General features: G+C 72.8%; 12 protein-coding genes. 6 read left to right on the forward strand and 6 right to left on the reverse strand.

Annotated elements, in window-relative coordinates; all coding sequences use genetic code 11:
• The 4 genes from ACSBPG_RS03685 to ACSBPG_RS03700 form a co-directional block, all read left to right on the forward strand.
• On the forward strand, positions 1-451 hold a 451-nt coding region (locus tag ACSBPG_RS03685; protein WP_435535755.1), incomplete at its 5' end, for an ATPase, T2SS/T4P/T4SS family.
• Positions 448-1416, forward strand: coding sequence for a type II secretion system F family protein (locus ACSBPG_RS03690; protein ID WP_435535756.1), 969 nt, complete (start codon positions 448-450; stop codon positions 1414-1416). The genes ACSBPG_RS03685 and ACSBPG_RS03690, both read left to right, overlap by 4 nt.
• An 88-nt stretch (positions 1417-1504) precedes the next feature.
• Positions 1505-2464, forward strand: a complete 960-nt coding sequence (locus tag ACSBPG_RS03695; protein ID WP_435535757.1) for a type II secretion system F family protein — start codon at positions 1505-1507, stop codon at positions 2462-2464.
• A 45-nt stretch (positions 2465-2509) separates the two neighbouring features.
• Complete coding sequence (locus ACSBPG_RS03700) at positions 2510-3010, forward strand: prepilin peptidase (RefSeq protein ID WP_435535758.1); 501 nt, start codon at positions 2510-2512, stop codon at positions 3008-3010.
• Between the two features lie 4 nt (positions 3011-3014).
• On the opposite strand, the gene ACSBPG_RS03705 is transcribed toward ACSBPG_RS03700, so the two are convergent.
• Positions 3015-4727: a hypothetical protein gene (locus tag ACSBPG_RS03705; RefSeq protein WP_435535759.1), complete on the reverse strand. Its 1713-nt coding sequence runs from the start codon at positions 4725-4727 to the stop codon at positions 3015-3017.
• A gap of 264 nt (positions 4728-4991) precedes the next feature.
• Between ACSBPG_RS03705 and ACSBPG_RS03710 the strand changes: the two genes are divergently transcribed.
• A complete protein-coding gene (locus tag ACSBPG_RS03710) occupies positions 4992-6176 on the forward strand; it encodes an ATP phosphoribosyltransferase regulatory subunit (RefSeq protein WP_435535760.1) in 1185 nt (394 codons plus the stop codon).
• A 65-nt stretch (positions 6177-6241) separates the two neighbouring features.
• Complete coding sequence (locus tag ACSBPG_RS03715) at positions 6242-7534, forward strand: adenylosuccinate synthase (protein WP_435535761.1); 1293 nt, start codon at positions 6242-6244, stop codon at positions 7532-7534.
• On the opposite strand, the gene ACSBPG_RS03720 is transcribed toward ACSBPG_RS03715, so the two are convergent.
• The 5 genes from ACSBPG_RS03720 to ACSBPG_RS03740 form a co-directional block, all read right to left on the reverse strand.
• Complete coding sequence (locus ACSBPG_RS03720) at positions 7509-7811, reverse strand: DUF3325 domain-containing protein (RefSeq protein ID WP_435535762.1); 303 nt, start codon at positions 7809-7811, stop codon at positions 7509-7511. The genes ACSBPG_RS03715 and ACSBPG_RS03720 overlap by 26 nt on opposite strands.
• Positions 7808-9334: a PepSY-associated TM helix domain-containing protein gene (locus ACSBPG_RS03725; protein WP_435535763.1), complete on the reverse strand. Its 1527-nt coding sequence runs from the start codon at positions 9332-9334 to the stop codon at positions 7808-7810. The genes ACSBPG_RS03720 and ACSBPG_RS03725 overlap by 4 nt, the downstream gene beginning before the upstream one ends.
• Positions 9331-9621, reverse strand: a complete 291-nt coding sequence (locus tag ACSBPG_RS03730) for a DUF3649 domain-containing protein (protein WP_435535764.1) — start codon at positions 9619-9621, stop codon at positions 9331-9333. The genes ACSBPG_RS03725 and ACSBPG_RS03730 overlap by 4 nt, the downstream gene beginning before the upstream one ends.
• Complete coding sequence (locus tag ACSBPG_RS03735; RefSeq protein ID WP_435535765.1) at positions 9618-12056, reverse strand: TonB-dependent siderophore receptor; 2439 nt, start codon at positions 12054-12056, stop codon at positions 9618-9620. The genes ACSBPG_RS03730 and ACSBPG_RS03735 overlap by 4 nt, the downstream gene beginning before the upstream one ends.
• A 198-nt stretch (positions 12057-12254) precedes the next feature.
• Complete coding sequence (locus tag ACSBPG_RS03740) at positions 12255-13241, reverse strand: FecR family protein (RefSeq protein WP_435535766.1); 987 nt, start codon at positions 13239-13241, stop codon at positions 12255-12257.
• Positions 13242-13248: the final 7 nt, after the last annotated feature.

Below are 13248 nucleotides of genomic sequence, written 5' to 3' on the forward strand. Positions count from 1 at the left end.
GCGCGCCGGCGAGGCGTTCGACATGCTGCAGGCCATGAACACCGGCCACGACGGCTCGATGACGACGGTCCACGCCAACTCCTGCCGCGACGCCATCGGCCGCCTGGAGCAGATGATCGGCATGGCCGGCATCGACATGCCGGTGCGCTCGGTGCGCGCCCAGATCGCCTCGGCCGTCGACCTCGTCCTGCAGCTCGAGCGCATGGGCGACGGCCGCCGCCGGCTGGTCAGCATCCATGAGGTCCTCGGGCTGGAAGGCGACGTGGTGGTGATGAACGAGCTGTTCCAGTTCCGCCGCGAGCGCACCGACACGGACGGCACGGTCCACGGCCGCTTCCGCGCCACCGGCGTGCGGCCGCACTGCCTGGGCGAGCTGCGGGCGCGCGGCCTCGACCTGCCGAGCGCCCTGTTCGATCCCGACCGCCCGGCGGCGTCAGGAGGGGCGCCGTGACCATCGATCCCCTGCACCTGCTGTACGCCTGCGTGTTCCTCAGCGTCCTGCTGCTGGTCGAAGGGCTGTACCTGCTGGTCGCCGACCGGATGCGGTCGCGCGCCGTCAACCGCCGCCAGCGCCTGCTCGACGCCGGGGCGGCGCGCCAGGACGCGCTCGCCACCCTGCTGCGCCGGCGCTCCGGGGGCGACGCCGGCTGGCTCGCCCGACTGGCGCCGCTGGCGCGCCTCGACCGCATGGCGGCGCAGGCCGGCGTGCGGATGGCGACGCCGCGGCTGCTGGCGCTGGCCGGCCTGTGGACGGTCGCCGCCGGCGCCCTGGCGCTGCGGCTCGACGGCGTGCCGCCGGCGGCGGCGCTGGCGCTCGGCCTGGCGGCCGGGGCGGGGACGCCGCTGGCGCTGCTGGCGATCGCCCGCCGGCGGCGGCTGGCGCGGTTCGGCCGGCAGCTGCCCGACGCCCTCGACGTCGTCGTGCGGTCGCTGCGCGCCGGCCATCCCGTGTCGGTGGCGGTGCGCATGGTGGGCGAGCAGATGGCCGACCCCATCGGCAGCGAGTTCGGCGTCGTCGTCGACGAGATGACCTACGGCCTGGAGCTGCGCGAGGCGCTGGAGCGCCTGTGCCAGCGGGTCGGCCATCCCGAGCTCGGCCTGATGGTGGTGGCGATCAAGGTGCAGCACCAGTCCGGCGGCAACCTGGCGGAGGTGCTGTCCGGGCTGGCGCGGGTGCTGCGGGCGCGCGAGGCGATGCGGCGCAAGGTCCGCTCGCTGTCGGCGGAAGGGCGCCTGTCGGCGTGGATCCTCACCGTCATGCCGTTCCTGGTGGCGGGCGGCGTCTCGCTGCTCAGCCCCGGCTATTTCCGCGACGTCCAGAGCGATCCGCTGTTCGCCGCCGCACTCGGCGCCGCCGGCACCGGCCTGGCGATGGGCGTCTTCTTCGTCTGGCGGATCGTCAACGTCCGCATCTAGAGCAAGATCGCTTCTGGCCGATCCGGCCAAAAGCGTGATTCTTGCTCCGAACGTTCGAATTTGGAGCGGGAAGGGGAGGGAGGCCATCATGGATGCCACCACCGGCCTGGGAACCGTGGCGACGCCGCCGGTCCTGCTGCTCGTCCTGGTCTTCGCGACGACGGTCCTGGCGGTGCTCGGCGGTGCGGCTCTGGCCGCCCGGCCGCGGCCGCGCCGGCGTGCCGTCGTGCCCGAGGTCGCGGCGGCGGCCGAGGCGCCCAGCCTGCGCCGCGGCGGCGCCTCGCTGCAGCGCCTGCTGGCGCCGGTGGCGCGCCGCCTGCCCGGCGAGGTGGAGGGCCGGCGCTCGCCGCTGCGGCTGCGGCTGATGCGGGCGGGCTGCTACGGCACGGGCGCGGCGGCCACCTACCAGGCGGCGCGGATCGCCCTGGCGCTCGCCGGGGCGGTGGCGGCCGGGCTGCTGCTGCCGTTGACGCTGGAGGCGGTCAGCGGCCCGGCGCTGCTGCTGGGCGTGCTGGCCGGCGCCGCGACCGGAGCCATGCTGCCGGTGCTGTGGCTGTGCGAGCGCATCAGCGAGCGCACCCGCGCCGTCCAGGACGCCTTTCCCGACGCCCTCGACCTGCTGCTGGTGTGCGTCGAGGCGGGGCTGGGCGTCGACGCCGCCATGGCCCGCGTCGGCGACGAGCTGTTGGGCGTCCACCCCGTGATGGCCGAGCAGTTCCTCATGGTCGGGCTGGAGCTGCGCGCCGGACGCTCGCGCGAGGACGCCCTGCGCGGCTTCGCCGAGCGGATCGGCCTCGACGAGGTGACCGGATTCGTCAACCTGCTGGTGCAGTCCGACCGGCTCGGCACCAGCATGGCCGAGGCGCTGCGGGTCGGCGCCGAGGAGATGCGGGCGCGCCGCATGGCGCGCGCCGAGGAGAAGGCCCACCAGCTCCCGGCCAAGCTGGCGGTGCCCATGGTGCTCTTCCTGCTGCCGGGACTGGTCACGGTGGTCCTGCTGCCGGCGCTGATCCAGTTCCTGCGCTTCATGGGACCGGCCGGGTTCTGAGAGGGGCCGTCCACCCCGCAAGCCCCCAAGCAACGAGGACCAACCATGCCCGACACCGTCGTCCTGTTCCTCTACGCCGTGCCGCTGGCGCTCGCCATGGGCCTCGACGCCGTCACCTTCCGCATCCCCAACCCGCTGACGGCGGCCTTCGCCCTGGCGTTCCCGGCGGCGGCGGCGCTGGCGCCGGCGCCGGTCGACTGGCTGTCGCACCTGGGGGCCGGCGCCCTGGTCTTCGCGGTGGCGGCGGCGGCCTTCGCCGGCGGCGCGCTTGGCGGCGGCGACGTCAAGCTGCTGGGGGCGGCGGCGCTGTGGCTCGGCTTCGGCGCGTTGCCCGACTTCGCGCTGCTCACCGCCCTCTACGGCGGCGCGCTGGCGCTCGCCGTCCTGGTGGCGCGCCGCTGGACGCCGCCGCTGCTGGCCCGGCTGCCGGGCTGCGCCCAGCCGGCGTTGCCGCGCCTGCTGAGCGACGGCGAAGCGGTGCCCTACGGCCTCGCCATCGGCGCCGCCGGCCTGACCCTGGCGGCGCGGCTGCCTCTGCTGGGCTGAGGCGTCAGCAGAATCCGGCCTGGCCCAGGAGCTTGTAGAAGTCGCGCAGGGCGCGCTGCTGCATCGCCGGATCGACGATGTCGGAGACGTAGCGCTTCTCGAAGTTGGGCTGGCGCAGATGGTCGACGACGCGGCGGCGCACCATGTCCAGCGCCTTGCGGCTGCGCAGGGTGCCGGGGGCGCAGAGCTGGATCAGCCGGTTGGCGCGCAGGCGCAGCAGGTCCTCCGGGTTGTCCAGCCGCTCGACCACCCGGCTGTTGAGGATGTAGGCGCACAGCAGCTCGTCCAGGTTGTCGGTGAGCCGGTCGCGCAGCGGCTCGGGCAGGGGCGCCTCGACGGCCTGGACGTAGAGCCGGGTCAGCTCCTCGAGGTTGATCTTGATGGGCTGGTTGCGGTCGACGAAGCGGCCGACCGCCCCGGCGTCGCCGGTGAGCTGGTCCAGCGCCGCGCCGACGTCGTCGTCGTGCTGCCGGCCGAGGTCCGAACCGGCCAGCGCCATCAGGAAGCGCACCCGGTCCTTGGCGTCGGGCAGGCGGGCCGGCACTTCGGCGATCGCCTGCCGGCGCCCCGGCGCGCCGCCGGCCTCCAGGAAGCGGACGTAGCGCAGCACCAGCGCCTCGGCCATGGCGGCGCCGCCGAACAGGCCCTCGGGGCCGGTCGCCGCCGCCAGCACCCGGTCGAAGGCGGCGCGCTCCCCCGCCGGGTCGCTGCGGCTCAGCGGCTGGGTGCTCTTGAGCTGGCGGCGCACGAGATCGACCGCGACGTGGCGCGTCTCGTCCAGGTCGTGGAAGGCGAGCAGCTCGCTGAGCTGGAGCGCCCGGTCGTCGTCGGCGCGGCCGGCCGGCGACAGGCGGCCGCGCGACAGGTCCATGAGGCTGCACAGCGCCTCGGCCAGATTGCGCTGGACGCCCAGCAGCTCCTGCATCACCGACGGCGCGCCGAGCACGTCGGCGATCACCCCGTCGACGAGCGCCAGCGGCCGGTCGACCAGCCCGCCGTCCTCGCGCACCAGCTCCGACAGGAAGTCCAGCTTGGCGAACCAGTTGCGCATCTGCACCAGGTCGCGCGACAGCACCGTGCGGGCGAGGAAGTCGCGGTCGTCGGGGGGCGCCGTCGCGCACAGCGTCTCGTAGGCCGGGCGCAGGCCGCCCAAGGCGATCTCCGGCAGGTCGCGGCGGGCGGCGGCCTGGCGCGCCCGCTCGGTCATCGCGTCGACGACGCCGTGGATCTCGTCGCGCCGGGCCCGGCCGTCGCCGCCGCTGCGGTCGGCCTGCAGCGCCGCCACCCGGCCGACCGCCGAGGGGACCAGATTGTCCTTGTCCCGCAGGCGCTTCAGCTCCCCGTAATTGTGCATGATCTCGGTCGGGGTGACGACCATCCGCTCGGTGTAGCCGCGCAGCAGGCGGTTCATCACCATGCGGCTCTCCGCCCCGTAATAGTCCTCCATGCGCCGGCACACGGCCGGTGCGTCGTCGATGGGCGACACCAGGATGGTGTGGGCGGCGGGACCGCGGAACTCCGACAGCAGCTCGGTCTCGACGTGGCGGCCGTCGGGGCGCTGCCAGTCGCGGACGACCCGGTAGCCTTCGACCTTGGCCGACCACAGGAGCTTCTTGCCATGGTCGCGGGCCTGGGCCTCGTCGGTGAAGCAACCGTCGAGCACCCAGTGGTCCACCTTGTAGACCTGCACTTCGAAACGGTTGCTGCCGACAGCCATGCGTCCGGTCCCCTGCTCGCCGCGGCGGGGTACCCCCAAAGAGGGTGGGGTGTGGCAATTTTCAGCCAATATTCGGACAATTTCAATGATGATCTGCGGGCCGCACGGTCGACCGCGGCGCCGAAATCCGGAGCCCTGCCGCACCGCGGCGGCCTTTTCCGTTTGCACCGGGAGGGTCTGGTCGGCTATTCACCGGCCCCGTGCGCCCGACGCACGCGTTTCGCGCGCTCCCCGCGGGGAGCGGCACCCGACCGGACCGATGTCATGTCCAACACGATGAGCAACGCCCTGCTGCCCGCCGGCCTGCACGACGTGCTGCCGCCCGACGCCGCGCACGAGGCCGCCGCCATCGAGCGGCTGATGGCCGAGTTCGCCAGCCACGGCTACGAGCGGGTCAAGCCGCCGCTCGTCGAGTTCGAGGAGGGGCTGCTGGCCGGCCCCGGCGCCGCCATGGCGCAGCAGACCTTCCGCCTGCTCGACCCGGTCTCCCAGCGCACCATGGGGGTGCGCGCCGACATCACCCCGCAGGTCGCCCGCATCGCCACCTCGCGCCTCGGCAAGGCGGCGCGGCCGCTGCGCCTGTGCTACGCCGGCCAGGTGCTGCGGGTGAAGGGCTCGCATCTGCGCCCGGAACGCCAGCTTGCCCAGGCCGGCGTGGAGCTGATCGGGGCGCTGCGGCCGGAGGGCGACGCCGAGGTGATCCTGCTGGGCGTGCGGGCGCTCGACGTCGTCGGCGTGCGCCACGTCTCGGTCGACCTCTGCGTGCCGACCATGGTGCCGCTGGTGTGCCAGGGTCTTGGCCTCGCCGAGGCGGAGACGCTGGCCCTGCGCGCCGCGCTGGACCGCAAGGACGCCGCCGCCGTGGCGGCGGTCGGCGGGCCGGCGGCCGACCTCCTGGAGCGGCTGATGGACGCCTCCGGGCCGGCCGAGCGCGCCATGGCGGCGCTGGCCGCCGTCGACCTGCCGGAACCGGCCGAGAAGGACCGCCGCCGCCTGACCGAGGTGATGCGCCTCCTGCGGGCCGCCCGGCCGGACCTGACGGTGACCGTCGACCTGGTGGAGCATCGCGGCTTCGAGTACCAGACCGGCCTCTCCTTCACCCTGTTCGCCCGCGGCGTGCGCGCCGAGCTGGGGGTGGGCGGCCGCTACCGCGCCGGGGCGAACGGCGGCGGGGCCGGCGACGGCGAGCCGGCCACCGGCTTCACGCTCTATCTCGATTCGGTGCTGCGCGCGGTGCCGGCACCGCAGCCGGCGCGCCGCGTCTACCTGCCCCACGGCACCCCGGCGGGTGCGGGCGAGGCGCTGCGGGCGGCCGGCTGGGTGACGGTGGCCGCCCTGGAACCGGTGGCCGACCCGGCCGCCGCCGCCCGGGCCCAGCGCTGCACCCATCTCCATGACGGCGCCCCGGACGGCGCCCATGACGGCGGCGCGCCGAAGGTGTTGGACTAGAGGCCGAGGTCCCGTCCGCAGCGGACGGGACATTCCCACGGAACCCGGATATCGCGGAGAGACAGATGGCCAACGTGGCTGTGGTCGGCGCCCAGTGGGGCGACGAGGGCAAGGGCAAGATCGTCGACTGGCTGTCGAGCCGGGCCGACGTGGTGGTGCGCTTCCAGGGCGGCCACAACGCCGGCCACACCCTGGTGATCGGCGGCGTGACCTACAAGCTGAGCCTGCTGCCGTCGGGCGTGGTGCGCCCGGGCAAGCTGGCGGTGGTCGGCAACGGCGTCGTCTTCGACCCCTGGGCCTTCCTGCGGGAAGTCGAGTCGATCCGCGAGAAGGGCGTGACGGTCACCCCGGAGAACCTGCTGGTGGCGGAGAGCGTGCCGCTGATCCTGCCGGTGCACGGTGCCGTCGACCGCGCCCGCGAGGAGGCGCGCGGCGCCTCGAAGATCGGCACCACCGGCCGCGGCATCGGCCCGGCCTACGAGGACAAGGTGGCGCGCCGCGCCATCCGCCTGTGCGACCTCGCCGATCCGGCGTCCTTGGCGGAGAAGGTCGACCACCTGCTGTTCCACCACAACGCCGTGCTGCGCGGCCTCGGCGCCGCCGAGGTCGCCCAGGCGGAGGTGCTGGAGCCGCTGATGGAGGTGGCGCCCCGGATCCTGCCCTTCGCCGCCGTCGTCTGGCAGCGCCTGGACGAGTTGCGCCGCGCCGGCAAGCGCATCCTGTTCGAGGGCGCGCAGGGGGCGATGCTGGACATCGACCACGGCACCTATCCCTACGTCACCTCCTCCAACACGGTGGCCGGCAACGCCGCCTCGGGCTCGGGCATCGGGCCGCGCCACATCGGCTACGTGCTGGGCATCTGCAAGGCCTACACCACCCGCGTCGGCTCCGGCCCGTTCCCGACCGAGCAGGCCAACGAGGTCGGCGACCTGATCGGCGAGCGCGGCCGCGAGTTCGGCACGGTCACCGGCCGCAAGCGCCGCTGCGGCTGGTTCGACGCGGTGCTGGTGCGCCAGGCGATCAAGACGGGCGGCATCGACGGCATCGCGCTGACCAAGCTCGACGTGCTGGACGGGCTGGACGAGATCAGGGTGTGCGTCGGCTACCGCCTGGACGGCAAGGAGCTCGACCACCTGCCGGCCGCCGCCTCGCTGCAGGCGCGGGTCGAGCCGGTCTACGAGACCTTCGAGGGCTGGAAGGAGAGCACCCAGGGGGCGCGCTCCTGGGCCGACCTGCCGGCCCAGGCGGTGAAGTACGTGCGCCACATCGAGGAGCTGATCCAGTGCCCGGTGGCGCTGCTGTCCACCAGCCCGGAGCGCGACGACACCATCCTCATGCACGACCCGTTCGAGGATTGAGACGACGGGCCGCGGGGGCAAAGACCAAAACGAGGGCGGCGCCCGTCAGGACGCCGCACCAGGTGACCAGCCCGACGCTCCAACCCATCCCGGCGATGCACAGGGCGGCGGCCGTGGCCAGCCCGGTCCAGCCCCCCGTCCGCAGGACCGCCCGCCGCAACGGCCCGGGGAGGCGGCCGAAGGCCGCCCGGTGATGGCGGTCCATCGCCAAGCGCAGGCCGGCAAACCCGAGCATGGCGGGAACGAGCGCCAGAGCGATCAGTGCGGCGTCGCTCATCGCGCCGCTCCCGCACCGGAAACGCCACCGCGGCGGCAGGCGAGCCAAGCGAACGCCGAGCCCGCCGCGACGGCGCAGAGATCGAACCCGGCCAGCGGCCAGTCGCCGGCCGGCAACGACACCATGAGACCCCGTCCGGTGGTGGTGGCGTTGAGCACCGGAACCAGCGTGAACAAGGCTGCCGCGGTGCCGAACTGCTGGCGCCACGCCCGATCGGGCGGCACCAGGGCGGCGTGCAGCGCCGCCGAGGCCCAGACCACGTAGAAGATCAAGCCCTCCGTTTCCAACCGGGACGGGAAGGGCACGGGCACCAGCCGGTTGGCCCAGAAGAGGCCGGCAACGGCGATGGGCAGTCCGCCAATCGTGGCGACGTTCATCCGTTCCGCGACGCGCAGGCCGCGGGACGGGCGCCCGGCCTCCTTCCGCCGTCGCTTGGCCACCCACAGCACCAGACCGGTGGCGATCATCGCGGTGCCGACGGCGCCCGACAGGGCGAACAGCCAGCGCAACCCCGGCCCCGCGAACCGAGCCAGATGAAGCCCGTAGAGAACCGCACGCGTGTCGGCCGCCGGCCGAGACGGCGCGGCGGTGCCGATCACCGTTCCGCTGGCCCCGTCGAAGGCGATGCGGTCGCGCAGGTAGGACATGGACGTGGCTTCATGCGGTGCGGCTTCGATCGCCGCGTTGGCGTCGTTGGGGCGGTGGACCTCGATGCGTCCGGGCGGCGCGCCGCCCCAACGCCGCGACGCCTCGGCCAGCACCCCGTCCATGGCGGCCAGCGGCGCCGCGGTCCCGGAAGCCGGCGGCACGGGCCGTCCTTCCTCCGCCTCGGCGAAATAGGCGGCGCGGTCGCCGCCGTAGACGATGTCCACGCCCCAGGGCATGTACAGGTACATCAGCGTCACCAGTCCGCTGAAGGTGATCATGAGGTGGTAGGGCAGGGCGAGCACGCCGGCCGCGTTGTGGGCGTCCAGCCAGGCCCGCGGGGCGGACCCGTCCGGGCGGAAGGTGAAGAAATCGGTGAAGATGCGCCGGTGGATGATCACCCCGCTGACGATGGCAGCCAGCATGACCACCGCGGCGGCACCCACCAGCAGCCGTCCCCACACGCCGGGAAGGTTGAGGTCGAAATGGAAGTAGTAGAGGAAGTCGCCGCCCATCGTCTCGCGGGCGTCGACCGGCCGACCGGTCGTCGCGTCGAGCAGCACCCGGCGGAACCGCGGGCCCTCGCCCTGGTCGGACCATACCGCCGCGGTGCCCGCGGGGTGGCGGGCATCGGCCGGCAGGATCAGCCAGCGGGCGGCGTCGGGGGCGTTGTCCTGCAACCAGTCGGCCATTCGGACGGCGGACGCCGTGGGGTCGGCGTTCCCCGCCGCGGGAAGCTCGGGCCGCATCCACAGCGAGATCTCCGGCCTGAAATAGCTCAGGGTGCCGGTCAGGAAGACGGCGAACAGAAGCCATCCCGCCACCAGTCCGCCCCAGCTGTGAAGCTCGGCCATGGTCCGGCGAAACCGTTCGCTCATCCCGCGTTCCTTGCGTGCAGGATCAAGGCCCAGGCGCCGAGGCCGAGGGTCGGCAGCAGCAGGCCGAGCCATGCCCTCAGGGTCGAACGCGCCCCGAAGGCCCACAGCACGGCGCCGGTCATCACCAGGAAGCTCACGAGGATGCCGGTGGTCACGGCCTCCGACCGCGGCCCCGGCAGGACGAGCCCGAGCCAGACCGCGACCGCCGCCGACAACGCGTAGCCGCCGGCGCCAGCGGCCAGCACCCGCGATCCCACCGCCGCGCGGCGCGACCACCGCCCCTTCACCACTGGTACCTCACGGTGCCGATCACGGTCCGGCCGGTGCCGAAATAGCAGGAGGTGGCGCGCGTGCACGAGCCGACGTACTCGCGGTCGAACAGGTTGGTGGCGTTCACCGCGATGGACGTCCCGGCGAGCCTGTCGGACAGGGCGGCCAGGTCATAGCGGACCATGGCATCGACGACGGTGTAGGACGGCACCTTGAAGGTGTTGGCGGTGTCGCCCCAGGTCGATCCGACGAAGCGGACGCCGCCGCCGAAGCCCACGCCGGTCAGCGGGCCGGACATCATCGTGTAGTTGGCCCACAGCGACGCTTGGTGGGATGGAACCGCCGTCGGCGTCTTGCCGCGATCGGTGCCGTTGCTCTCGGTCACTTCGGCGTCCAGGAAGGTGTAGGCGGCCACGACGTCGAGGCCGTCGGAAAGGTTGGCCTTGCCTTCCACTTCGACGCCGCGCGAGCGCACCTCGCCGGTCTGCACGCTGAAACCGGTGTGGACGGGATCGGCGGTGGCGACGTTGCTCTGGGTCAGCTGGAACACCGCGACGCTGACGAAGCTGTCGGCGCCCGGCGGCTGGTACTTCACGCCGGCTTCGTACTGGGTGCCGGTGGTCGGCTCGAACGCGTTGCCGGAATAGTCCGTGCCGCTGGCCGGCTCGAAGGATTCGGCGTAGCTGACGTAAGGAGCGAAGCCGCTGTCGAAGTGGTAGAGGAGGCCGGCGCGGCCGGTGAAGGCGCGGTCGAACTGCTCGCTCTCGGCGCCGGACAGGCGGTCCGTGGTGCGCGTCTTGGCCCAGTCGTGACGGCCGCCGAGCAGCAGGTTCCAGCCCCCGTACTTGATCTGGTCCTGCAGGTAGACGCCGGTCTGCGTGCTGTGCTGCGCCACGCTCTGATAGATCGCGGGGTCGGCGAACGCGCCGTGGTAGACCGGCGTGAACAGGTCAAGGGTTGGAGCCGCACCGAGGCCGCGCACCGTGTCGGCGCGCAGATGGCTGTAGTCGACTCCGAACAGCACGGTGTGCCGCAGCGGGCCGGTGTCCGCCGTCGCCTGCACCTGGGTGTCCACGGCGAAATGGTCGGATCCTTCGTCGGCGGTGAAGGCGCGGCGGCTGAGTGTCCGCCCGTCGCTGGCCAGACCGGAGGGGTAGACCGCCTTGAGGTCGAGGTCGTTGTGCTGGTACCGGGCGTTCTGCCGCAGCGTCCAGCGGTCGCTCAGGTGGTGTTCGAACAGGTAGCCGACGGACTGCACCGTACGGTCCCATTCGTCGAAGTCCGGCTCGCCCGTGTAGAAGCCGCGCGCAATGTCGCCGTTCGGATTTGCCAGAACGGTGCCGTAGGCGGGCACGTAGTTCAGCGGCGACCCCGCAATGTCGTCGTGCTGGTGCGACGCCAGCAGGGTGAGCGACGTGTCGGCGGCCGGCCTCCAGGTCAGGGCCGGGGCGATGGCGGTGCGCTGCCGCTCGGTGAAATCGGTCTGGGTGTCGGTGTCCAGCGCGACGCCGGTGAGGCGGTAGAGAAGGGTGCCTTCAGCGTCGAGTGGTCCGGTGACGTCGAAGGCGCCCTGCAGCCGGTCATGGTTTCCCCACTGCCCGACGATCTCTCCGCCCGGCGTCGCCGACGGACGCCGGGAGATGGCGTTGACGATCCCTCCCGGCATTCCCTGGCCGTAGAGGACGGAGGCCGGTCCCTTGAGGATGTCGATCCGCTCGTAGAGGTACGGGTCGAACCCGGCCACGGCGTAGTTCGTGCCACGCACCCGCAGCCCATCGATGTACTCGCTGAAGGAGGCACCGGCCGTGCCGTCTCCGCCGAAGCCGCGGATGGCGATGTTGTCACCGCCGAAGGAGGAGGATTCGCCGCGGCCGCCGGTGGTGACGCCGGAGGTGTAGGACAGCGCCTCGCCGAGGTTGCGGACGGCGCGGACCTCCATTTCCGGGCGTCCAACCACCGCCACCGACTGCGGCGTTTCGATGATCGGCGTGTCCGTCTTGGTGCCGGCCGCGCTCTGGGTCGCCACATAGCCCCGGACCGGACCGGTGGCGCTTGCCGCCAGGCCTTCCACCGAAATCGGGTCGAGCGTGATGGCGCCCTCGTCCGCGGGGGCCTTCTCCAGTGTCACGGTCGTCGCGTTGGTGAAGCGGTGGGTGAGCCCGGTGCCGGCCAGCAGGCGGCTCAGCGCCGCGACGGGTGCCATGGTGCCGGAAACCCCGGGCGACCGGAGATCCCGGGCCATGCTGGCGTCGAAGAGGAGTTGCAGTCCGGTGGTGTCGGAAAAGCTCACCAGTGCCGGAATCAGCGGCTGGGCGGGAATGTCGAAGCGATGTTCGACCACCTGGGCCACCTGGGCCACCTGGGCCACCTGGGCCGCCCGGGCCGCCGGCCCGCCCTCGCTCGCCCCCCAGGCCAGCGAGCCGCCTTGGGACCACACGAGGGTGGTGAGCATCAACCAGCCGATCCCACTCCGGCTGCGCTTCGGTCCGCGGGGCTCTCGGCCGATGCCGCGAAGGATGCCCGCACCCGTGTCCATCCGTACCATGCCGTCTCCGCATATAAGAATGCGACGCATTTGCGTCTCTATCCACATGGACGGCCGGGACGAACGAAGTGAGGAGGGGACCGGCGAAAAAATCGGCGCCGGTCGTCAGTCCCGCGGCGACAGCAGGACCAGAAAGTCGGTGACGCGGCGGACGCGGACCGGCAGGGCGTCGGCGATGGCGGCGAGGGCTGCGTCGGTGTTTCGCGTGTTGATGACGGCGGTCACCGGCAGTCCGGCAATCCGGTCGTCGGTGATGAGGATGCGGCCATGGCGGAATCGCTCCAGGTCGGCGACCACGTCGATGAGCGGTGAATCGTGGAACACAAGGCGGTCGCGCCGCCATGCCTGAGCCAAGCTCGGATCGGCCGGCGTCACCCTCCCGACGCCGCCAGCCCCATAGCGCAGCTGCTGGCCTTCCGACACCGTGAGCGAGGCGCCGCCGGCGGAGCTCACCGCCACCGCATGCTCGGCGACGGTAACGATCACGGCATCGCCGGCCCGTTTCACGTTGAAAGCGGTTCCCAGCGCGACGGACCGCCCATCTGCCGCCACGACGATGAACGGCCGGTTCGCATCGGCCGCGACGGTGAAGAACGCCTCACCCTCATGCAGGGTGAGAAGCCGCGCGGACGCATCGTACGAGACGGACAGCGCGCTGGCGCTTCCAAGTTCGACGGACGAACCGTCGGCCAGCCACACGGTGCGACGTTCTCCGACGCCGGTGCGCGCGTCCGCGAACAGGGCCGGGCCGCCGACGGTGAAGCCGCCGGCGACCAGGACGACTCCGGCTGCGGCAGCCGCCATCCAATGGCGGCGGCTCATGCGACCCCTGCGACCGCCGTCGGCGTCGGTCGCAGGGGCGCTGCGGGGGCGTCGCGCCACGCGAAGCGCGGGGGTGAGCGTGTCGAGGCGGGACCAGACCTGACGCGCCTGGTCCCACGCGGCCCTGCGGTTCGGATCGCCGCCGAGCCAGGCGTCGAACGCCCGGCGATCCTCGTCGGTCGCGTCGGCGTCGTTGAGCACGACCAGCCAGCGCAGCGCCTCCTCGGTCAAAGGATCTCGACGGTTTCGGTCCATGGTGGTCTCTGTCATGCGATCG

The sequence above is a fragment of the Azospirillum sp. ST 5-10 genome, from assembly GCF_051225715.1.
Classification (GTDB): Bacteria; Pseudomonadota; Alphaproteobacteria; order Azospirillales; family Azospirillaceae; genus Azospirillum.